The sequence below is a fragment of the Saccharothrix sp. NBAS 001 genome, from assembly GCF_056640475.1.
The window spans coordinates 2,877,333-2,898,288 of the sequence record NZ_CM153251.1 but is presented as its reverse complement, the minus strand read 5'-3'; the positions used below and the strand labels follow the sequence as shown (position 1 = coordinate 2,898,288).

At 72.9% G+C, this 20,956-nt stretch carries 19 protein-coding genes; 8 read left to right on the top strand and 11 right to left on the bottom strand.

Annotated elements, in window-relative coordinates; all coding sequences use genetic code 11:
• Positions 1–18: 18 nt before the first annotated feature.
• Entirely contained in the window at positions 19–1,287 is a 1,269-nt protein-coding gene (gene aceA, locus AC0HI0_RS12270) for an isocitrate lyase (RefSeq protein ID WP_480932440.1), read from the bottom strand.
• A 184-nt stretch (positions 1,288–1,471) separates the two neighbouring features.
• Between aceA and AC0HI0_RS12265 the strand changes: the two genes are divergently transcribed.
• Entirely contained in the window at positions 1,472–2,887 is a 1,416-nt protein-coding gene (locus AC0HI0_RS12265; protein WP_480932439.1) for a short-chain fatty acyl-CoA regulator family protein, read from the top strand.
• 386 nt (positions 2,888–3,273) lie between these two features.
• Here the strand turns inward: AC0HI0_RS12265 and AC0HI0_RS12260 are convergent, their stop codons facing one another.
• Genes AC0HI0_RS12260 through AC0HI0_RS12240 form a run of 5 tightly spaced genes read right to left on the bottom strand, consistent with a single transcriptional unit; the run spans position 3,274 to position 8,808 of the window.
• Positions 3,274–4,479, bottom strand: a complete 1,206-nt coding sequence (locus AC0HI0_RS12260; RefSeq protein ID WP_480932438.1) for an amidohydrolase — start codon at positions 4,477–4,479, stop codon at positions 3,274–3,276.
• A gap of 42 nt (positions 4,480–4,521) precedes the next feature.
• Positions 4,522–6,117 carry an ABC transporter permease gene (locus AC0HI0_RS12255; RefSeq protein WP_480932437.1) on the bottom strand — a complete coding sequence of 532 codons (1,596 nt, stop codon included), beginning with the start codon at positions 6,115–6,117 and terminating at the stop codon, positions 4,522–4,524.
• Positions 6,114–6,938 carry an ABC transporter ATP-binding protein gene (locus AC0HI0_RS12250; RefSeq protein WP_480932436.1) on the bottom strand — a complete coding sequence of 275 codons (825 nt, stop codon included), beginning with the start codon at positions 6,936–6,938 and terminating at the stop codon, positions 6,114–6,116. The genes AC0HI0_RS12255 and AC0HI0_RS12250 overlap by 4 nt, the downstream gene beginning before the upstream one ends.
• A gap of 25 nt (positions 6,939–6,963) precedes the next feature.
• Positions 6,964–8,007, bottom strand: a complete 1,044-nt coding sequence (locus AC0HI0_RS12245; RefSeq protein WP_480932435.1) for an ABC transporter substrate-binding protein — start codon at positions 8,005–8,007, stop codon at positions 6,964–6,966.
• 54 nt (positions 8,008–8,061) lie between these two features.
• A complete protein-coding gene (locus AC0HI0_RS12240) occupies positions 8,062–8,808 on the bottom strand; it encodes an FCD domain-containing protein (protein WP_480932434.1) in 747 nt (248 codons plus the stop codon).
• Positions 8,809–8,938: 130 nt separating this feature from the next.
• Here AC0HI0_RS12240 and AC0HI0_RS12235 point away from each other — a divergent pair, with 130 nt between their 5' ends.
• From AC0HI0_RS12235 to AC0HI0_RS12225, 3 genes are all read left to right on the top strand, one after another.
• On the top strand, positions 8,939–9,712 hold the full coding sequence (locus AC0HI0_RS12235; RefSeq protein WP_480932433.1) for a nucleoside phosphorylase: 774 nt from the start codon (positions 8,939–8,941) through the stop codon (positions 9,710–9,712).
• Between the two features lie 21 nt (positions 9,713–9,733).
• Entirely contained in the window at positions 9,734–10,915 is a 1,182-nt protein-coding gene (locus tag AC0HI0_RS12230; RefSeq protein ID WP_480932432.1) for a CynX/NimT family MFS transporter, read from the top strand.
• Between the two features lie 244 nt (positions 10,916–11,159).
• The gene (locus AC0HI0_RS12225) at positions 11,160–12,794 is read left to right on the top strand and encodes an amidohydrolase (protein WP_480932431.1); all 1,635 of its coding nucleotides are present in this window, start codon (positions 11,160–11,162) and stop codon (positions 12,792–12,794) included.
• 240 nt (positions 12,795–13,034) lie between these two features.
• Here the strand turns inward: AC0HI0_RS12225 and AC0HI0_RS12220 are convergent, their stop codons facing one another.
• Positions 13,035–13,703 (bottom strand): HNH endonuclease family protein, encoded by a 669-nt coding sequence (locus AC0HI0_RS12220; RefSeq protein WP_480932430.1) that lies wholly within the window; start codon positions 13,701–13,703, stop codon positions 13,035–13,037.
• Positions 13,704–13,821: 118 nt separating this feature from the next.
• Positions 13,822–14,877, bottom strand: a complete 1,056-nt coding sequence (locus AC0HI0_RS12215; protein WP_480932429.1) for a chitinase — start codon at positions 14,875–14,877, stop codon at positions 13,822–13,824.
• A 307-nt stretch (positions 14,878–15,184) separates the two neighbouring features.
• Between AC0HI0_RS12215 and AC0HI0_RS12210 the strand changes: the two genes are divergently transcribed.
• From AC0HI0_RS12210 to AC0HI0_RS12200, 3 genes are all read left to right on the top strand, one after another.
• Positions 15,185–16,120, top strand: a complete 936-nt coding sequence (locus tag AC0HI0_RS12210) for an NAD(P)/FAD-dependent oxidoreductase (protein ID WP_480932428.1) — start codon at positions 15,185–15,187, stop codon at positions 16,118–16,120.
• Between the two features lie 36 nt (positions 16,121–16,156).
• On the top strand, positions 16,157–16,681 hold the full coding sequence (locus AC0HI0_RS12205) for a hypothetical protein (RefSeq protein WP_480932427.1): 525 nt from the start codon (positions 16,157–16,159) through the stop codon (positions 16,679–16,681).
• Positions 16,682–16,744: 63 nt separating this feature from the next.
• Positions 16,745–17,371, top strand: coding sequence for a class I SAM-dependent methyltransferase (locus tag AC0HI0_RS12200; RefSeq protein WP_480932426.1), 627 nt, complete (start codon positions 16,745–16,747; stop codon positions 17,369–17,371).
• 24 nt (positions 17,372–17,395) lie between these two features.
• Here the strand turns inward: AC0HI0_RS12200 and AC0HI0_RS12195 are convergent, their stop codons facing one another.
• Complete coding sequence (locus AC0HI0_RS12195; RefSeq protein ID WP_480932425.1) at positions 17,396–17,971, bottom strand: helix-turn-helix domain-containing protein; 576 nt, start codon at positions 17,969–17,971, stop codon at positions 17,396–17,398.
• A gap of 106 nt (positions 17,972–18,077) precedes the next feature.
• Positions 18,078–18,902, bottom strand: a complete 825-nt coding sequence (locus AC0HI0_RS12190; protein ID WP_480932424.1) for an NmrA family NAD(P)-binding protein — start codon at positions 18,900–18,902, stop codon at positions 18,078–18,080.
• Positions 18,903–18,984: 82 nt separating this feature from the next.
• Between AC0HI0_RS12190 and AC0HI0_RS12185 the strand changes: the two genes are divergently transcribed.
• On the top strand, positions 18,985–19,860 hold the full coding sequence (locus AC0HI0_RS12185) for an AraC family transcriptional regulator (RefSeq protein ID WP_480932423.1): 876 nt from the start codon (positions 18,985–18,987) through the stop codon (positions 19,858–19,860).
• Here AC0HI0_RS12185 and AC0HI0_RS12180 read toward each other — a convergent pair.
• Entirely contained in the window at positions 19,834–20,631 is a 798-nt protein-coding gene (locus AC0HI0_RS12180) for an ion transporter (RefSeq protein ID WP_480932422.1), read from the bottom strand. The genes AC0HI0_RS12185 and AC0HI0_RS12180 overlap by 27 nt on opposite strands.
• Positions 20,632–20,956: the final 325 nt, after the last annotated feature.

The following is a 20,956-nucleotide window of genomic DNA, read 5'->3' as shown; positions in this document are numbered from 1 at the left end:
ATGGGCGTCCCTTCCGGCTCAGGCGAACTGGGCCTGCTCGGTGGACCCGGCCAGGGCGGTCGTCTCGCCCGCCGGGTTGAGCGTGGTGGCGACCAGGTCGAAGTAGCCGGTGCCGACCTCCCGCTGGTGCTTGACCGCCGTGTAGCCCTCGGCCTCGGCGGCGAACTCGCGCTCCTGCAACTCGACGTAGGCCGGCATCCCGGTCTCCGCGTAGCCCCGGGCCAGCTCGAACATCGAGTGGTTGAGCGCGTGGAACCCGGCGAGGGTGATGAACTGGAACTTGTAGCCCATGTGCCCCAGCTCGCGCTGGAACTTGGCGATGGTGGCGTCGTCGAGGTGCTTGCGCCAGTTGAACGACGGCGAGCAGTTGTAGGCGAGCAGCTGGTCCGGGTACCGGTCCTTGACGGCCTCGGCGAACCGCCGCGCCACCTCCAGGTCCGGCAGGGAGGTCTCCATCCACAGCAGGTCGGCGTGCGGCGCGTAGGCCAGGCCGCGCGCGATGCACGGCTCGATCCCGTTGCGCACCCGGTAGAAGCCCTCGGCGGTGCGCTCCCCGGTGACGAACGGCCGGTCGCGCTCGTCCACGTCGGTGGTGAGCAGGGTCGCGGCCTGCGCGTCGGTGCGCGCCACCACGACGGACGGCACGCCGGAGACGTCGGCGGCCAGCCGGGCGGCGTTGAGCGTGCGGATGTGCTGGCCGGTCGGGATGAGCACCTTCCCGCCGAGGTGGCCGCACTTCTTCTCCGACGCCAGCTGGTCCTCCCAGTGCACGCCCGCCGCGCCCGCCGCGATCATGCCGCGCATCAGCTCGAACGCGTTGAGCACGCCGCCGAACCCGGCCTCCGCGTCGGCGACGATCGGCGCGAGCCAGTCGTGGCCGGACGTGACGCCCTCGGCGTGGCTGATCTGGTCGGCGCGCAGCAGCGCGTTGTTGATCCGCCGCACGACCTGCGGCACCGAGTTGGCCGGGTAGAGGCTCTGGTCCGGGTAGGTCTGGCCGGACAGGTTCGCGTCGGCCGCGACCTGCCAGCCGGACAGGTAGATCGCCTTGAGCCCGGCGCGCACCTGCTGCACGGCCTGGTTGCCGGTCAACGCGCCCAGCGCGTGCACGTAGTCCTCGGTGTGCAGCAACTCCCACAGGCGTTGCGCGCCCCGGCGCGCCAGCGTGTGCTCCTCGACCACGCTGCCCCGCAGCCGCACGACGTCCTCGGCGCGGTAGGTGCGCTCGACCCCCGCCCACCGGGGGTCCTGCGCCCACTGGTCCGCGATTTCCCTGGCGGTCTGCATCCCCGCGCTCCTTCGTTCGAGACGTCGATCGGATTTCCTTTTCCGACCGTGGCACGCGGGCCGCCGGACTGTCGACAGACGCAATCTGCGAATTTCTGAAAAGGGCTCCCGGCGAATGTGCGAAGGTTGCGAAGACGACGATTGGCAAACCCGCCCTATGCTCGCCGCAGAGCGGAGGAGGGACATGGCCAAGACGTTCGCCGGCGCCCGGCTGCGACGGCTGCGCGAGGACCGCGGCCTCAACCAGGTGGACCTGGCCCGGATGCTCGGGATCTCGCCCAGCTACCTCAACCAGATCGAGCACGACTCGCGGCCGCTGACCGTGCCGGTGCTGCTGCGGATCACCGAGGCGTTCGGCGTGGACGCCTCGTTCTTCGCCGCGCAGGACTCCGCCCGGCTGTTCGCCGAACTGCGCGAAGCCCTGCCCGCCGCCGACGTCTCGGTGTCCGACCTGCGAGAACTCGCCACCTCACGGCCGGAGTTGGCGCGCGCGGTGATCGACCTGCACCGCCGCTGCCGCCAACTGGACGAGCAGTTGGGCGCGGTCGCCGGCGACCGCGCGACCGGGTACGCGATCGGCGCGCACGAACAGGTCCGCGACTTCTTCTACACCCACGCCAACCACTTCCCGGCGCTGGACGGCGCGGCCGAGGCGGTGGCCGGCGCGATCGGCATCCGCCCCGGGGAGGTGCGCTCGGCGCTGTCCGCGCGGCTGGCCGACCGGCACGGCGTGCGGATCGTGACCGTTTCAGGTGACGCGCCTCATGACGGCTCGCCCGGTGAGTTGCATCACTACGACCCGAAATCGCGGACGTTGCGCCTTTCGATTCACCTGAGACCCGGACAGCAGGCATTCCGAATGGCCACCCAAATCGCCCTGCTGGAATTCGCGGACGCGCTGGACGAGATCGCGGCGCGCAGCGCGGAACCGGCCGGGCCGGTGCGCAACCTGATCCGGATCGGCCTGGCCCGCTACGCCGCGGCGGCGCTGATCCTGCCCTACCGGGCGTTCCACGAGACCGCGGAGCGGCTGCGCTACGACATCGAGCTGCTGGCCGACGACTTCGCGATGGGCTACGAGACCATCTGCCACCGGCTGACCACCCTGCAACGGCCCGGCGCGCGCGGCGTGCCGTTCTCGTTCGTCCGGGTCGACCGCGCGGGCAACGTGTCCAAGCGCCAGTCCGCGACCGGGTTCCACTTCTCCCGCTCCGGCGGCACGTGCCCGCTGTGGAGCGTCTACGGCGCGTTCGCCACGCCCGGCCGGGTGCTGGCGCAGGTGGCGTCGATGCCGGACGGCCAACGCCACCTGTGGGTCGCCCGCACCGTGTCGCGCGGCCGGGCGGGCTACCGGGGGCCGGGCAAGACCTTCGCCATCGGCCTGGGCTGCGAGATCCGGCACGCCGGCCGCCTGGTCTACTCGACCGGCGTCGACCTGGACGACACCTCCGCAGCCACCCCGATCGGGCCGGGCTGCCAGACCTGCGACCGGGCGCTGTGCCCGCAGCGCGCCGCTCCGCCGATCGGGAAGCCCCTGTACGTGGACGAGAACCGCAGCACGTTCGTGCCCTACCCGCTGGACCACCGAGCCCACCGCTAGCTGTGGTAGCTCATGAAGTTGTTGGTGGCGGGTGGGGTTGAACGGTGGAGGGCCGCTGGGGGGCGGTGGGTATGTCTGAAGCGCCGATTGCGCACGCAGGGGTCGTCGTGTGCACTGTGACGCCCGCACGACGGTGCGCGTACGCCGCCTTGTGGTGACCGGTTACCGGGCCGGGTGGCCGCGCGCGGATCGCCGTGCGGTTCGGCGTTTCCCGTGCCACTGTCCACGATCGGGTCGACCGCGACGGCGGGGAGGGCGAGGCGGGTCTGGCCGGGCGCTCCTCGCGCCCGTGTACCGCCCCGTTCCGCATCCCGGTCGGGGTGGACGCGGGAACGCCGACGGCGTCGGCCACCGGGAGCGGTGGACCGACGCCGGGAGCGGGTCGGTCAGGCGGAGTGCGTGATCTGCCCGTCGCGGACGACGACCTTGCCGCGCTTGATCACCAGCGAGCGCGGGGGCGGCGTCACGACGATCTCCCCGATGGCCTCGCCGGGCAGCACGACCAGGTCGGCCGGGTCGCCCACGGACAGGTCGGAGCGCTCGAAGCCGAGCGCGTCGCGGCCCAGGCGGGTCGCGATCTCCACGGCGAACTCCAGGTCCTCGTCCCGCCGCCAGTAGCACTTGTAGGCCATGAACATCGCCCGGGACAGGATGTCGCCCTCGCCCCACGGCGACCAGAGGCTCCGCGAGGAGTCGGAGCCGAGGCACAGCCGCACGCCCATCGCGTGCAGCCGCTTCACGTCCGGCACCGGCAGGAGCCCGTGCACGCCCACCGCGATGGTGATCCCGGCGTCGGCGAGCAGCGTGCCCAGGTGTTCGAGCTGGGCCGGGGTCGGCTCGGCGAGGCTGAACACGTCGCACAGGCTGACCTTGCCCTGCATCCCGAGCGCCTTGACCCGGCCGGCGATCTGCTCGATCAGCCAGATGCCGAGTTCGCCGGACTCGTGCAGGTGGAAGTCCACCGGTACCTGGAACTTCTCGGCCAGGCCGAAGACGATGTCGAGCTGGCGGGCCGCGTCGCCGTCGACGCCCGCCGGGTCCAGCCCGCCGACCGCGTCGGCGCCTTCGCGCAGGGCCTGTTCGAGCAGTTCGGCGGTGCCGGGCTTGCGCAGCACGCCCAGCTGCGGGAACGCGACGATCTGGAGGTCGGTCAGGTCGGCGAGCTGCTCGCGCACCTCGAACAGGCCGTGCAGGCCGTCCAACCCGATCTCCGGTGCGATGTCGGTGAAGGTCCTGATCGACGTCGAACCGTAGGTGACGCACTTGCGGAGGAACGCGCCGGCGCGCTGGGCGACCGGCGTGGTGGTCGCCGCCCACTGCTTGATCGTGTCCTCGAACATCTGGTCCATGGTGATGGGCGCGGAGTCCCGGCGGACCCACGGTTCGCCCCACAGGCTCTTGTCGGCGTGCGCGTGGCCGTCCACGAAGCCCGGCAGCACGATCTGGCCGTTCAGCTCCTCGACGTGGTCGGCCGGGCCGAGGTCGGTCGGCAGGGTCGGGCCGATGGCGGCGATCCTGCCGTCGGCGATCGTCACGACCTGCGGGTCGCCGACGCCGTTGAGCCGTCCGTTGGACAGGAAGGTCCTGCTCATGCGTGATTCCTCATTCTCGGTCGATCGGTCCGGGTGGGGTGGTCATTCGAGCCGGCGCAGCGCGGAGTCCTCCAGCGCGTTCGCGATGTGGTACGCCGCAAGGGATGCGAGCAGCACCACGGCGACTCCGCCCCACACGAAGTCGTAATCGGACAGGGTGGCGGCGACGGTCATCGACGCACCCAGCCCGTGCCCGGTGGCGAGCCACTCCGCCACCATCGCCGCGCCCACCGACAGCGGCAGCGCGACCTTCACCGACGCCAGCAGCGCCGGCAACGCGTACGGGATGAGCAGCTTGGTCACCCGTTGCCGGCGGCCCGCCCCGACCGCGTCGAACAGGTCGCGGGCACCGCGCGGCACGGCCTTCATCGCCAGCAGCAGGTTGACCAGCACGGGGAAGAACGTCATCACCGCGATGAGCACCGTCACCGCGACCACGCCGCGCCCGAACATCAGCGCCAGCAACGGCATCGCCGCGACGATCGGCACCGACCGCAGGGCGATCGAGATCGGCATCAGGATCCGCTCGACCACCGGGAACTCGTGCGCCAGCACGGCCGTCACGACGGCGAGGACGAGACCGGCGGCGAACCCGATGCCGGCGTCCACCACGGTCCGCCCCAACGAGGACAGCATGTACGCCCAGGCGTCCTGCGACTCGCCGTCGGAGGTGACCAGGCGCGTCGCGCCGTCCGCGAAGTAGGACAGCACTTCCACCGGTCCGCGCGCCACGGCGGTGCCGCCGGGCACGACGAGCACCAGCAGCCACCAGCACACCACGACCCCGACGACGGTGGAGACCGCGGCCACCACCGCCCGCCGCAGCCCGGAGAACCGCCCGCCGGCCCGGCGTTCCCGGCGCTGCGCGCGGGCGCCCAGCACGGTGTCGGTGGAACGGGTCCACGGCAGCGCCAGCCTGGTCGCCACGGGCAGCACCAGGAACGCGGCGGCGGCCAGGACGGAGGTCACGATCGCCAACCCCCAGGCCCGGGGGATGTCGAACGCGCCCTGCGCCTGGATCATCGCGACGCCCAGCCCGCGCGTGCCGCCCATGTACTCGCCGATGATCGCGCCCAGGATGGCGCTCGGGGCGGCGACCTGGAGCCCGGCGACGCAGCTCGGGACGGCGGCCGGCAGCCGCACCTTGCGGATGACCGTCCACTCCGAACCGCCGGACGCCCGGATCACCTCGACCGACGTCTTGTCGACGCTGTTGAGGCCCAGCACGGTCGCGACCAGGGTGGTGAAGACGACGGCCTGGGCCGCCAGGATCACGCTGGGGACGTTGCCGGGGAAGGCGATCGCGAGCAGCGGCGCGATGGCGATCAGGGGCAGCGCGATCGCCCCGACCGCGACCCGTTCCAGGAACGCCTGCACGCGGGGGAACGGGAGCGTGCACAGCGCCAGGGCGATCGCGATCCCGTTGCCCCACAGGTAACCCTGCGCCGCCGTGGCCATGGTGGCGCCCGCGTTCTGCGGGTAGTAGTGCGCGTCGTCGCCCATCTGCCGCAGCACGTCCAGCGGCGAGGGCACCACCGCCGACAGGTTGCCGAACGACGAGGCCGCCTGCCAGATGAGGATCAGCGCCGCCACCGTCAGCAGGGGCGCGGCGACCCGGCGCAACGGCCCGGCGCTCACCGGGGCGTCCCGTCTTCGCCGCCCGCGAACAGCTTCTGGGCGAGTTCGTCGCACAGCGCGTGGAAAGCCTTGTCCAGCAGGACTTCCGCGGTCCTCGGCCGGGGCAGGTCGATCGGCACGACCTCGACGATGGTGCCGGGGCGCGGCGACATCAGCACGACGGTGTCGGAGAGCAGCACCGCCTCGGCGATCCCGTGCGTGACCAGGACGGTGGTCGTGCCGCGCTCCGACCAGATCCGCTGGAGTTCGAAGTTCAGCCGCTGCCGGGTCAGGTCGTCCAGCGCGCCGAACGGCTCGTCGAGCAGCAGCAGCTCCGGGCGGGTCACCAGGGACCGGGCCAGCGAGACGCGCTGCCGCATGCCGCCGGAGAGCTGCGACGGGCGGGCCTTCTCGAACCCGGTCAGGCCGACCAGCCGGATCAGGTCGGCCACCTCCTGGTCGTCGCGGCGGCCCGCGACCTCCAGCGGCAGGCGGATGTTCGCCTCCACCGTGCGCCACGGCAGCAGCCCCGCGTCCTGGAAGGCGACGCCGATGCCGTGCCGCTCGCGCAACTGCCGGGGCGTGTCGCCGTGCACGGTCACGGTGCCGGCGCTCGGCACCTCCAGGTCGGCGAGCACCCTGAGGACCGTGGACTTGCCGCACCCGGACGGGCCGAGCAGGCCGACGAACTCGCCCCGGCGGGAGCTGTAGGTGAACTCCCGCAACGCCTCCACCGGTGCCGAGTCGCCGAGGTAGGTCTTGTTCAGCCCCTGGACGACGATCCCGTCGCCGTCCGCCGCGCCGCCGGGCTCGGCAGCGGCCCGGGTCCTGGCTCCGATCATGGTCTGCCTCCGTTCCGGCACCGCGTCATCCCTGGAGGAGTTCGTTGGTGAACAGGGACTTGTCGGCGGTGATGCCGATGCTGCCCAGGCTCGCGATCGTCTCGTCGATCAGCGCGTCGGACATCCACAGCAGGCCCTTGGACCCGGTGTCGCCGGCGGTCACGTAGGGGGCCATCGCGGCCAGCGCCTTGAGCTGCTCCTCCAGCTTGAGGCCGAGGTCCTTGCCGTACTTCTCGATGGTCACCTCGGCCGCGCGCTGGTGGCTCTTGAGCGCGGCGTCCCAGCCGTCCCTGCTGCCCAGCAGGAACTTGCGCGCGTTCTCCCGCGCGACCGGGTCGTCCAGCGTCGCCTGCGACACGAAGAACACGCTCTGCATCCGGTTGAAGCCGTAGTCGGCCATCGCCATCACGTGCGTGTCGATCCCGCGAAGTCCGAGCGCCACCGGCTGGTTCGAGGCGAACCCCCAGAGGGCGTCGACCTCGCGGGCGGCCAGCGGCGCCGGGTCGAACTGGATCGGCACCAGCGTCACCTTGTCCGGGTCGACGCCGTTCTTCTTCAGGAACACCAGCGCGGTGTTCTTGCCCGCCAACGTGATGCCGAGCTTCTTGCCCTCGATCTCCTTGGGCGTGCGGATCGGGTTCTCGGCCAGGGAGACCCAGCACTCCGGGCTCTTGCGCAGCCCCGCGCCGACGATCTTGAGCTTCGCGCCGCCGGTCACGGCGGTGGCGACGTTCTCCGGGATCGCCTCGATGCCGACGTTGACCCGGCTCGTGGTGACCAGCGGGGCGACCGGCGAGTTCGGCCCGCCCGGGACGACCTCGACCTCCAGGCCCTGCTTGGCGTACATGCCGTCGGCGACGCCGACGAAGATGCCGGAGTACTCGATGTTCGGGATCCAGCCGAGTTTCACCGAGACCCGGCCCCCGGCGGCGCCGCCGTCGCCGCCCACGCCGCACCCCGCCAGCCACAGGCCGGCCGCGACGGACGCGCCCCGCCCGGTGGTCCGGAGGAACGAGCGGCGGCTCATCCCGTGGCGGCTCATCCCCTGCTGCAAAAGGATCTGGGTCATCTGTGCTCCCGAACGATGTGCATCCCGCTCACCCGGGTGGGCGGGACGGTGGTGTCACGTGGACTCGATCTCAGCGAGCACCGCGTGGATGACGTGGGCGTTGCCCGTCTCGGCGAACAGCTCGGTCTCCCGGATCATCCCGTCGAGGTGGACGACCATCAGGCGCTCGGCGCGGTCCGGGTCCCGCTCCGAGATGGCCGCCACGATGGCGCGGTGCTCTTCGTCCCACCGCACCAACGCTTCCTGCTTGATCCCGATCAGCACCAGCAGGTGCTCCAGGGGGTCGAGCCGTTCGTCGAACAGCGTCGTGGTGATGGCTTGGATCTGCCTGTTGTGCGACGCCTCGCCGATCGAGCGGTGGAAGCCGAGGCGTTCCTGCCAGCGGCCCGAGCCGGAGGACTCGACCATCGCCCGCAGCTGTGCCACCTCCTCGGGGCGGGCGCGCAGCGCGGCGGCCCGTGCCGCCTCCCGCTCGATGCCCCGCCGGCCCACCAGGTGGTCGACGAGGTCCTGGGCGTCGCGCAGGTTGAGGGCGTCGGCGAAGTTGGACGCGCGCCGGCTGTCCAGCAGGAGGTTGGCGGCGGCGCGCCTGCCCTCCTCGGTGAGCACCCGGCCCTTCTTGCCCAGCGACCGGGTCAGCGCCTGCTCGTCCAACTCCCGCAGCAACCGGCTGATCGTCGACTCGCTGACGTCGAACCCCTTCTCCCGCAGGTGACCCAGCGCGGCGCGGGCACCCATCGGGCCTGCTTGCGCGCTCATGGCCGCCAGCAGCGCGGATTCGATCGGTGGCGTGTGGTGCACGCTCCGTCTCCCTCTTCGTCAAGTTGTTGTGGGGAAGGTAATAGCCGCCTACTGTGTCCGTCAATACTGACGAACGTGCGTGATTCCTGACTGTGTTGCGTTGATCGTGACGCACCCCCTTGGAGGAACGATGTCCGCGGACGGCCGCGCCCACCACCTGCTCCTCACCACCGCCGACGTCGGCGGGTACGCACTGCTGCCCGGCAACCCCGAACACGTCGCGGCCATCGCCGCGCACCTCGACGACCCCGTCTTCGTGGCCCGCAACCGCGAGTTCGAGACCTGGCGCGGCACCCTGGCCGGCGAGACGGTCGTGGTCACCTCGACCGGCGTCGGCGGCCCGTCGACCGCCCTCGCGGTCGAGGAACTGGCCGCGCTCGGCGTGACGACGATGATCCGGCTCGGCGTCTCCGGGTCGTTGCGGCCCGACATCGGCAACGGCGAACTCGCCGTCGTCACCGCGGCGATCCGGGACGAGGGCACCACCCGGCAGTACCTGCCCGTCGAATTCCCCGCCGTGGCCTCGATCGACGTCGTCCGGGCGCTGCAGGAGGCGGCGGCCGACGGGGGAGTGCCGCACCGCTGCGGGCTGGTGCACACCAAGGACTCGTACTACGGCGAGATGGAACCCGAGCGGATGCCGCTGGCCGCGACGTTGGTGGAACGGCTCGACGTGTGGCGCAGGGGAGGGGCGATCTCCTCGGAGATGGAGAGCGCCGCCGTCTTCGTCGTCGGGTCCGTGCTGAACGTGCGGACCGGCAGCGTGGTGCTGATGTGGAGCGGCGACGCGGTCCGCGACAACGGGCCCGCGCCGGACGTGGAGCCGCTGTTCGCCACGGCGGTCGAGGCGATGCGCCGGCTGGTGTCCGCCCGGGTCGGGGCGGGAGCGGTCGGTGTGGCCTGACCGCGTCCGCGCCGGCCGCCGATGAACCGGCCGCCGACCCGGGGCCTCGCGGTGCTGGCCGGTGTCGTGCTGATCGCCGCGAACCTGCGGCTGGCCGTCACCAGCCTCGGCGCGGTGCTCGACCAGGCGCGCGCCGACCTGGGGATGTCCTCGGTCGTCGCGTCGACCCTGGCGACCCTGCCGGTGCTGTGCTTCGGGGTGGTCGCCGTCGCCACGCCCCGCGTGGTGCGGGGCGTCGGCGCCGCCGCCGGGCTGGGGCTCGGGGTCGGCGCGCTGCTGGTCGGGCTGCTGGTCCGGGTCTGCGGCGGCGAGGGCACGCTGCTGGTCGGGACGTTCCTCGCGTGCGCCGGCATCGCCACGGCGAACGTGCTGGTCCCGGTGGTGGTCAAGACCGAGTTCCCGGACCGGGTCGGCGAGGTCACCGGCGCGTACAGCGCGGTGATGTCGGTCGGCGCGGCGGTCGGCGCGGCGGCGACGGTGCCGGTCGGCGCGGTCGCGGGCGGCTGGCGGGGCGGACTGGCCGTCTGGTCCGTGCCCGCCGCGGCGGCCCTGCTGGCCTGGCTGCCGAGGGTCCGCCGCGGCGGCCGGGCCGCCGGGTCCGCGATGTCGGTGCGGTCGGTGCTGCGCAGCCCGGTCGCGTGGTGGGTCACCCTGCTGTTCGCGACCCAGTCGCTGCTCGCGTTCGTGGTGATGGCCTGGCTGCCCGCGATCTACCACGACGCCGGGTTCACCTCGGGCCAGTCCGGCGCGCTGCTGTCGGTCAGCGTCCTGGCCGGGGTCCCGGTGTACTTCGCGGTCCCGGTGCTGGCCACCCGGCTGCGCGCCCAGGGCCGGCTCGGCGCGGCCCTCACCGCGTGCCAGGTGCTCGGCCTCACCGGGCTGCTCACCGCACCGGCCGCGCTGCCGTGGCTGTGGGCGCTGCTGATCGGCGTGGGCGGCGGCGTGTTCCCGTTGACGCTGGCGCTGTTCAGCCTGCGCACCCGCACCCCGGCCGACACCGCCGCGCTGTCCGCGCTGGCCCAGAGCGGCGGCTACCTGCTGGCCGCCGGCGGGCCGTTCCTGGTCGGCGTGCTGCGTGACGCCACCGGCTCGTGGTCGGCCCCGATCCTGCTGCTGATCGGGGTGTGCGCGCTCCAGGTGGTCATGTCCTTCGCGGCCGGCCGGCCCCGCTGGGCGGAGGCCGGACCCGCCCCGGTGCGGTGACGCCGGGCCCGCGGTGGCGGGAGGTTGGTCGTGAGCGCATCCTTCTTGTCCGGTGCCGCACGGCGCGCGGCGGGGCCGTTCCCCGGCGGCTCCGGCGCGCCAAGACTGCCGGGGTCAGCGGAGTGCGGAGCCGCGTTCCCGGGTGCTCGCGGCGCGGGTCCGACCTCCGACTTTCCGCCCTCGGCGGGCGGGGACGGCGCCGCCGCCCGCCACCCGCCGCGACCCGACCGGGAGTGCCCGTACCTTGGCAGCCGATCTGATCCTCACCAACGCGACGGTCTACACGGTGGACGGCGCGCGGCCGCACGCCACGACGCTGGCCGTCGAGGGCGGCCGGGTGCTCTCCCTCGACGAGGTCGCGCCCGGACCGGACACCGAGGTCCGCGACCTGGGCGGCGCGTTCGTCCTGCCCGGCCTGGTCGACGTGCACAACCACCACGCGCTCGCCGGGCGGGCCGCGCTGTTCGAACTCACCTTCGGCGGCGACCACGGCTTCGAGGCCATCCTCGACGCGGTCCGCGACTGGTCGCGCGACCTGGGCCCGGACGAGTGGGTGGTGGGCGGCGCGTGGGCGTCCACGCTGGTGGAGACGCTGTCCCGGGAGTCCGCCCGGCACGCGCTGGACGCGGCCTCGGGCGGCCGGCCGGTCATGCTCACCGACGACAGCAGGCACAACCGGTGGGTGAGCAGCCGGGCGCTGGAACTGGCCGGCGTGACCGCGGCCACCCCGGACCCGGCGGGCGGCGTGATCGTCCGCGACCCGGAGACCGGCGCGCCCACCGGGGTGCTGCTCGAAGCCGCCGGCGTGCAGGTCGAGCGGGCGGTGCGGGAGACCAGCACGCTGACCGAGGAGCAGCACGCGCGGGCGTCCCGGCACGCGATCGGCGTCCTGCACTCCTACGGCATCACCGCGTTCCAGGACGCCGGCGTGTCCGTCGACATCCTCAACGCCCTCAAGTCGCTGGACGACGCCGGCGAACTGGCCGCCTGGGTGGTCACGTCGCTGCTGGTCAACGACCCGATCTTCGGTTTCGACCCGATCGGCGCGGCGCTGCTGGACCTCGGCGGGCGCTACCGCAGCGAGCACCACCGGCCGGACTTCGTCAAGATCTTCCTCGACGGCGTGCCGCCCACCCGGACGGCCGCGTTCCTCGACCCGTACCTGCCCGACGACGTGCACGGCGCGTGCTTCCACGGCGCGCCGACCATGCCGCCCGCCGAACTGGAGGGCTGGCTGCGCACCGCCGCCCGGGCGGGGCTGTCCGCCAAGATCCACTGCACCGGGGACGCCGCCGTGCGCGCGACCCTCGACGCGGTGGAGAAGCTGCGCGGCGAGGGCCACGCCGACACCCGGTTCCAGGTGGCGCACGGCCAGTTCGTGCACCCCGACGACCTGGCGCGGTTCGGCGCGCTGGGCGTCGCGGCCGACATCTCGCCGTTCCTCTGGGTGCCGGGGGTGATCCCGTCGGCGATCGCGAACGTGCTGCCCGCCGAGCGCGCGTCCCGGATGCAGCCCAACCGGTCGCTGCTGGACAGCGGCGCGCTGGTCGCGGGCGGGTCGGACTGGCCGGTCAGCGAGTCGCCCAACGCGTGGGAGGGCATCCAGGGCCTGGTCACCCGGCAGGACCCGGCGGGCGCGCACCCCGGCGCGCTGTGGCCGGAGCAGGCCATCACGCTGGCCGAGGCGGTCGAGGCGTTCACCCTGTCCGGGGCGCGCGCGATGGGCGTGGACGACGTGACCGGGTCGCTGACCCCGGGCAAGTCGGCGGACTTCGTGGTGCTGGACCGCAACCCCTTCGAGTCGCCCGTCGACGAGCTGTACACGACGGTGGTCACCGAGACCTGGTTCGCCGGCCGTCAGGTCTTCAAGCGCCCCTGAACCCCGGGCGACGCCCGAACCTGAAGCGACTCCTGAACCCGGCCACGCTCCCCGTGGCCGGGTTCAGCCGAGCAGGGCCGCCGGTGCGGGGCGAAAAACCGTCGACTTGGCGGACGAAACCGTTGTCGCCCAAGTCTTCCGGCAACAACAGCGCCCGGTCGTGCCGGGGCAGCAGCTCCGCCGCGTGCAACGCCTTCTGGACGGACCGGGCGTCCGGCAGCCCGACCACGCCGCCCGGTATCACGGGCAGGGGGTCAGGGTCCGTTCCAGCGCGGCCCGCTCCGGGGTGCTGACGGTCAGGCCGAGGTCGGCCTTGACGCCCACGTAGATGCGGGCGTACGCGCAGGCGTAGCCGGGGCTGGGCGGCATCCACTCGTCGGGGGTCTTGTCCCCTTTGGACTGGTTCGCCTTCCCTTGCACGGCAACGAGGTTGCGCAGGTCGTTGGCGGCGGCCGTGCGGCGTTCCGCGGTCCACCCGGCCGCGCCGCTGCGCCACATCTCGGCCAGCGGCACCACGTGGTCGATCTGGATCTTCGACACGCTGGTGATCGTCTCGCCGGTGTAGGGGTCGTACAGCGTGCCGGAGGTGACCGCGCAGCGGCCTTCCTTGCGCTTGACGTCCACCAGGTCGCGGGCCAGCACCTGGCTGCGCTGGTCGCACCCGTCGCCGTCCACGTCGGACCAGGGCTGCCCGAACACGCACCCCGCGCCGTGGTCGCAGTCCCGGACGTACCCGTCCAGCCGGCCGGGGTCGGCCACCGGGATCTCGACCAGCCGGGTGCGGGCGGTCGCGGCGTCGGGGGTCCCGTCGGGGACCTTCTCCGCGCCGGATCCCCCGGTGGCGGCGGGGAACGTGCCGCAACCGGTCAGCAGTACGGCGAACAGCACGATCAGCGCGCGCCGGGACATCGGCTCCTCCGAGGGGTGGGTTCCGCACCCACCGGGTTCCCGGAGGAGCCGGTCGCCGAACTCCGCCGAACGGCCGATCACGTTGCGCCGCAACGACGCGCGGTGACCGGCCGACCGGTCAGCGGCGGCCCTGCAACGCCTTCACGTTGCGGCCGAACGTCCAGCCCTTCGAGCCGTCCCAGTTGATCGACCAGGTCATCAGGCCCTTGAGCTGGCCGCCGAAGGCGTTGTACGCCTGCGAGACCAGACCGGTGGACATGTACCCGCCGCCCGCGCCCGGCTGGGCCGGGAGTCCGGGCACCTGCTTGTCGAACGGCACCTTGATCGTCGTGCCCTGGATGACCAGCCCCTTGTTCAGGCAGTTGGTCTGGGCGGTGAAGCCCTGCACGGTGCCCGCCTGGTACGAGTCGCCGCTGCAGCCGTACATGCTGCCGTTGTAGTACTGCATGTTCAGCCACCACAGCCGGCCGTTGTCCGCGTACTTCTTGATGATCGGCAGGTACGCGCCCCAGATCGAGCCGTACACCACGCTGCCGCCGGTCACGTACGCGGTCTCCGGCGCCATGGTCAGGCCGAAGTTGGACGGCATCCGGGCCAGCACGCCGTCGATGATCCGGATCAGGTTGGACTGCGACGCGGACAGCGTGTTGATGCTGCCGCCGCCCACCAGGCCGGTCTCCACGTCGATGTCGATGCCGTCGAAGTTGTACTTCTGGAGGATCGGCACGACGGTGTTGATGAACTTGTCCGCCACGGCGGTGGAGTTGAGGTCGATGCCGGCGGTCGCGCCGCCGATCGACATCAGGATGGTCAGGCCCGCCGCCTTGGCCGCGCACATCTCGGCCGGCGTGGCGACCTTGACCGTGGCGTCCATGCCGTCTTCCCACAGCACCGTGCCGTCCGAGCGGATCACCGGGAACGCCGCGTTGATGACGTTGTACCCGTTGTCCCGGATGCGCTGGTCGGTGATCGGGATCCAGCCCAGCGGCGGGTGCACGCCGTTCTTGGCGCCGTCCCAGTTCTCCCAGTAGCCGTGCAGCACCTTGCCGGTGGGCTTGGACTTCACCGGGCAGGTGTCCTCCGCCGCGGGGGCCGCGCCCGCGGACGTGGTGAGCGAGGCGGTGAGCAGCACCGCCGCACCGACGGCGAGCAGTCGTGCAAGCCGACGAATCATGTTCCCGACTCCTTCTCGGCGGACCGTTTCCGCAGGGCGGAACCGCCAATGGTCGTTTTTCGGCGAGGTTCGACCGCCCGTGGCGTCGTCAGGGCCGCGACGGGCTGTGCCGTGGTGCCGGAGAGGGGATCTCCTGGGCAGCGCTCGAACCTCCGGGGTTCTCGCTGTCTGGCCCCCAGCGGAGTCCGCTGGTTTGCGCCGCCAGAAGTGATCTATCGGAAACCCCATGGAAGCAGGCCGGCGGGGTAAGTCACAACCCGGCGATCGGCGGAACCTGCCGGGCCGCGCCGGCTGGTACGACGGTCACATGGGCGACATCGCGGTGGTCGGCGGCGGGGTGATCGGGTTGACCTGCGCGCTGCGGTTGGCCGAGGCGGGGCACCGGGTGGAGGTGGTCGCCGACCGGGCTCCGGGCGACACCGTGTCGGCGGTGGCGGGCGGGCTGTGGTTCCCGTACCTGGCCGCGCCCGCCGACGCCGTGCTGCGCTGGGCGCGGGTGTCGCTGGCCCGGTTCGCCGAACTCGCCGACCTGCCCGGGACCGGCGTGTGGTGGCGCGAGGGGATCGTCCTGCACCGCGACGACGACCCGGACCTGTCGTGGACGGCCGTGGTGCCCGACTGCCGCCCGGCCACGGGTGCCGAGCTGCCGCCGGGCGTCACGTCCGGGGTGGTGTGCTCGGTGCCGGTGGTCGACACGGGGGCCTACCTGGAGTGGCTGGCGGATCGGTGCGCGCGGGCCGGCGTCGCGTTCCGGCGGGTGCGGGTGTCCGAACCCGCCGAGCTGCCGCAGCCGACCGTGGTGGTGGCGGCCGGGCTCGGCTCCGGCGACCTCGTGGGCGACCCCTCGGTCGAGCCCGTGCGCGGCCAGGTCGTGCGGCTGGCCAACCCCGGCCTCACCCGGTGGGTGGTGGACGACGACAACCCGGCCGGCATGACGTACGTGATCCCGCGCGGCCACGACGTGGTGTGCGGCGGCACCGCCGAGCGGGGCGAGCGCGGCACGGCCGTCGACCCGGCCGTCGAGCGGGCGGTGCTGGACCGGGTGGTCGCGCTGGTGCCGCGGCTGCGCGACGCGCCGGTGGTGTCCCGGGCGGTCGGGTTGCGCCCCGCCCGGCCCGCCGTGCGCCTCGACCGGGTGACGCGCTCCGGCCAGGCGCTGATCAGCTGCTACGGGCACGGTGGCGCGGGTGTGACACTGTCCTGGGGCTGCGCGGCCGACGTGGTCGGTTTGAGCGGCCCCTGACGCGGGAAGTGTCGTGGTGGCGGGAAGGGGACGCGCGTGGGCGTCGGTGGGGTGGTCGTGGCGGCGGCGATGGCCGGTGCCGTGGCCGTGGGCGCGAACAGCGTCGCCGGCCGGCCCGACGACGAGGCATGGCTCGGCCTGGGCCTGAAGGTCGTCGACCAGACCAGCCGCAACGACCAGGACTGCGCCGCCAACTCGTTCGGCCAGGTGCGGGACCTGCTGGCGGCGTCGCCGTGCCGGACGATGAGCCGGGAGCTGTTCACCCTGGCCGACGACAAGGGCTCGCTCGTCGCGGTGTCCGTGGCGTGGGTGGAGTTCGGCGACCGCGCCGTGGCCACCGAGTTCAAGCGGGTCGAGGACGTCTACGGGACCGGCGACATCACGCCGCTGTCCGCGCGGCTGCTGCTGATGAGCGACATCACCTTCACGGCCCACCACTACGACTCGAAGCTGCTCAACACGACGGTCGTCGTCGCCGAAGCCGAGAACGTGAAGGGCGAGGCAAGCCCGGAGTTCCTGCACAAGGTCACCGAGGTCGCCGTCCTCACGCCGCGCCGCTAGCCGATCTTGCCGGAGCGGCAAGAAAGTTGGCCCGCCCGCGCCGGCCCGGTGCACAGTGCGGCCATGACGACGACCGAGCAGTTCTGGGAGGGCTTCTACCTGGACCGGGACCAGGTGTGGAGCGGTCGACCCAACCCCCTGCTGGTGCGCGAGGTCACCGGGCTCGCCCCCGGCACCGCGCTGGACCTCGGGTGCGCCGAGGGCGGTGACGCCATCTGGCTCGCCGAGCAGGGCTGGCGGGTGCTGGGCGTGGACGTGTCCGGGACGGCGCTCGGCCGGGCGGCGGAGCGGGCCGCGCGGGCAGGTGTCGCGGACCTGATCGCGTTCGAGCGGCACGACCTGCACGAGACGTTCCCGGAGGGCTCGTTCGACCTGGTGTCCGCGCAGTACCTGCACTCGCCGGTGGAGCGGGACGGCGAGCGCGACACCATCCTCCAGCGCGCGGCCGACGCGGTCGCGCCCGGCGGCGTGCTGGTGGTCGGCGGGCACGTCGGCTGGCCGTCCTGGGTGACCGACCACCCGCACAAGGACCTGCCGATGCCGACCAACGCCGAGGTGCTGCGGTCGCTGGTCCTGGGCGAGGGCTGGCAGGTGGAGACCGACGAGGTGGTGCGGCGGGAGATGCCCGATCCCGAAGGCCGGCCCGGTCACCGCGACGACACCGTGCTGCGGCTGCGCCGAGGGGCCTGACCGAGGGGCCTGACCGGGCCGGGGCTACTTGGTGCGCGCGCGGACGTGCGCCCGTTCGCCCTGCTGGCCGAACAGGGTCAGCAGTTCGACGGGCGTCGCGTCCGCCGCGTTGAACCAGTGCGGCACGTGCGTGTCGAACTCGGCCGCCTCGCCCGGCTTGAGCAGCAGGTCCTGGTCGCCGAGCAGCAGCCGGAGCGTGCCGTCGAGCACGTAGAGCCACTCGTAGCCCTCGTGGACGCGCAGTTCCGGTTCGATCCGCCCCCGGACCCCTGGGATGATCATCTTGTACGCCTGCACCCCGCCCGCGCGGCGGGTCAGCGGGATGATCGTGCGGTCGCCGCGCCGCAGCGGTCGCATGTGGACCCGGGGATCGCCGGTGTTCGGCGCGCCCACCAGTTCGTCCAGCGGCACGCCGTGCGCGCGGGCGAGGGGCAGCAGCAGCTCCAGGTTGGCCCGCCGCTGCCCGCTCTCCAGCCGTGACAGGGTGCTCTCCGAGATGCCCGTCGCGCCGGCGAGGTCGGCGAGGGTCACCCCGCGCTGCCGCCGGATGGCCCGCAGGCGCGGGCCGACCGCCTTGAGCACGTCGTCCAGGTCGTCCATGTTCCCAGCTTGCCGAACCGGCAAGCCATCTTGCAACCGGTCGGGCGAGCCGCGCCATCGGCGACCCGAACCCGACCGGCGTCGCGGCGTGGCCGCGAGCCCGCCTTCAGGACCAGGCGGCGGCGGTGGCGAACTCGGTGAAGTCCCGGGCCGGGCGGCCCAGCGCCTGCCGCACGCCGTCCGAGAGGTGGCTGTCCAGGCCGTCGCGCACGGCCGTGACCACCAGGCCGAGTTCGTGCGCGTCCTGCGCCGGCCATCCGGTCGCGACCAGTTCCGAGGTGTAGTCCTCGACCGACAGCGGCGTGTAGCGGACGTGCCGACCCGACGCGGCCGAGATCTCTGCGGCGGCCTCGGCCATGGTCAGTGCGCGCGGGCCGGACAGCTCGTAGGTGCGGCCGGCGTGCCCCGGTCCGGTGAGCGCGGCGACCGCGACGTCCGCGATGTCGTCGGCGTCCACGAAGGTGACCGCGCCGTCGCCGGCCGGCAGGCGCAGGTCGCCCGCCGCGACGGCGTCCCGGAAGAAGCCCTCGGTGAAGTTCTGCGCGAACCACGTCGGCCGCAGCACGGTCCACGCCAGGTCCAGCGCCCGGACCGCCGCCTCGCCGTCGACGTGCGTCGCGCCGGCCGTGATCTGCGGGTACCGCGGCTCGTCCAGACCTCGACCGGACAGCAGCACGACCCGTTCGACGCCCGCTTCGACCGCGCGGGCCAGCAACGGCCGGGTCAGCAGCAGGCCGTCGAACGGCACTACGAACACCGCCCGCGTCCCGGCGAGCGCGGCCGGCCAGGTGGTGTCGTCGGTCCAGTCGAACGGGAGCGCGCCGGAGCGGGCGGGCACGCGGACGGGCACGTCGAGCGCCCGCAGGCGGGTCGCGACGCGGCGGCCGGTCTTGCCGGTGCCGCCGAGGACGAGGATCGGGTTGCTGTTCACGACGCCCAGTCAAGCCCGCCTCGGTGAGACTGGCGATGGTTCAGACGGCCGGATCGATGTCTCGGCGTCTAACCTGGCGGCCGTGGATGTGCTCGCCGACCTGCTCGACGGTGTCCGGGCGCGCGGTGCGGTGTTCAGCCGCTCGGCGCTGCAACCGCCGTGGTCCCTCAAGTTCACCGCCCGCGCCGAGCTGACCGTGGGCGCGGTGCTCGCCGGCGAGGCGTGGATCGTGCGCGGCGAGCCGGTCCGGGTGGCCGCCGGGGACATCGCGGTCTTCCGGGGCGGCACGCCGTTCGTCATCGCCGACGACCCCGCGACCCCGCCGCGCGAGGAGGTGGGGGAGGACCGGTACTGCGACTGGAGCCCCGGCGACGGCCCGGCCGTGCTGGTCAGCGGCGCGTTCGCGGGCCCGCTGCCGGAACGGCTCCGGCGCGCCCTGCCGGACGTGCTGGTCGTCACCGACTGCCCGACAGCGCTGGTGGACGCCGTCGCCGCCGAGATCACCGCCGCCCGGCCCGGCCGCCAAGTCGTGCTGGACCGGCTGCTCGACCTGGTGCTGGTGTCCGCGCTGCGCGCCTGGTTCGACGGCCGGGGCGCGGTGCCCGCCTGGTACCGGTCGACCGGCGACCCGGTGGTCGACCAGGCGCTGGACCTCCTGCACGACGATCCGGCGCACCCGTGGACGGTGGCCGGGCTGGCCGCCCGCTGCGCCGTCTCCCGCGCGGGCCTGGCCCGGCGGTTCGCCGCGCGGACCGGCGTGCCGCCGATGGCGTACCTGGCGGACTGGCGGGTCTCGCTGGCCGCCGACCTGCTCGCCGGCACGGACCTGACCGTCGGCGCGATCGCCCGCCGGGTCGGCTACGGGACGACGTTCGCGCTCAGCGTGGCGTTCAAGCGGCTGCGCGGCCGGTCGCCCAGCGAGCACCGGGAGTCAGTTCGCGCCGCTGTGCTCCGGTGACCCGACCGGCTGGAGCCGCAGCGCCCGCACCTCCTCGCGCAGGGCCCGGAGTTCGGCGAGCACCAGGTGGTCCGAGGACGGTGGCGGCGGGGGAGCGTCGGAGTCCATCGCGCTGCACACCACGGCGATGAACAGGTTGAGCATGGTGAACGTGCCCACCAGCAGGTAGCAGACGAAGAAGATCCAGGCCAGCGGCTGGGACTCCATCAGGTCCCGCATGACGTCCGACCAGCCGTCGCCGGTGGTGATCTGGAACAGCGTGAGGACGGTCGAGCCGAGGTCGTCGAACCGGGCGTCGCCGCTGGAGCGGAACAGGTTGATCGCCACCACGCCGCCGACGTAGAGCAGCAGCACGAGCAGACCGGTCAGCGACAGCAGGCCGGGCACCGACCTGACCAGGGCGCTGACCACCCGGCGCATGCTCGGCACCATCGCGACCAGCCGCAGCGCGCGCAGGATCCGCAGCGACCGCACCACCGACAGCGGTCCGGCGGCGGGCAGCAGCGAGATGCCGACCACGGCGAAGTCGAACAGGTTCCACGGGTCGCGGAAGAACGCCAGCCGGTGGGCGTAGAGGCGGGCGGCCAGTTCGAGCACGAAGACGGTCAGCGCGACGCGGTCGACGGCGGACAGCAGACCGCCGTGCGCGGCGACCACGGCGGGCGAGGTCTCGCAGCCCAGGGCGACCGCGTTGACCACGATCACCACGATGATCATCCGCTGGAACCGCTTGCCGTCCACGATCCCGGCGATCCGGTCGCGCAACACCATCAGTCTCAGCACTCCTCGCCGGCCTGGCACAGAACGGGGCCGGCGAACCAGTTCCCACCGCGTCCGCCCCCCGTGGACACCGACAGGTATCGGCGGGCCGGTGAGGGTGCTTGAGCGGGTTCACCCCGACGGGTGATCAACTAGCGGCAGTCTCCCGTTCGACGCCGTGCGCTTCACCCTCGGTGGCGCGACGGACGTTGAAAGGTCGCCACCGAATGCTGCCCGACCTCGGGAATCCGGTGACGGAACGACTGGCGGACATTCTGGCGGAATGGGGGAGTGATTTTTGTGGGCACCGACTCTCCGTCGGTCTCGACGTGCTCAT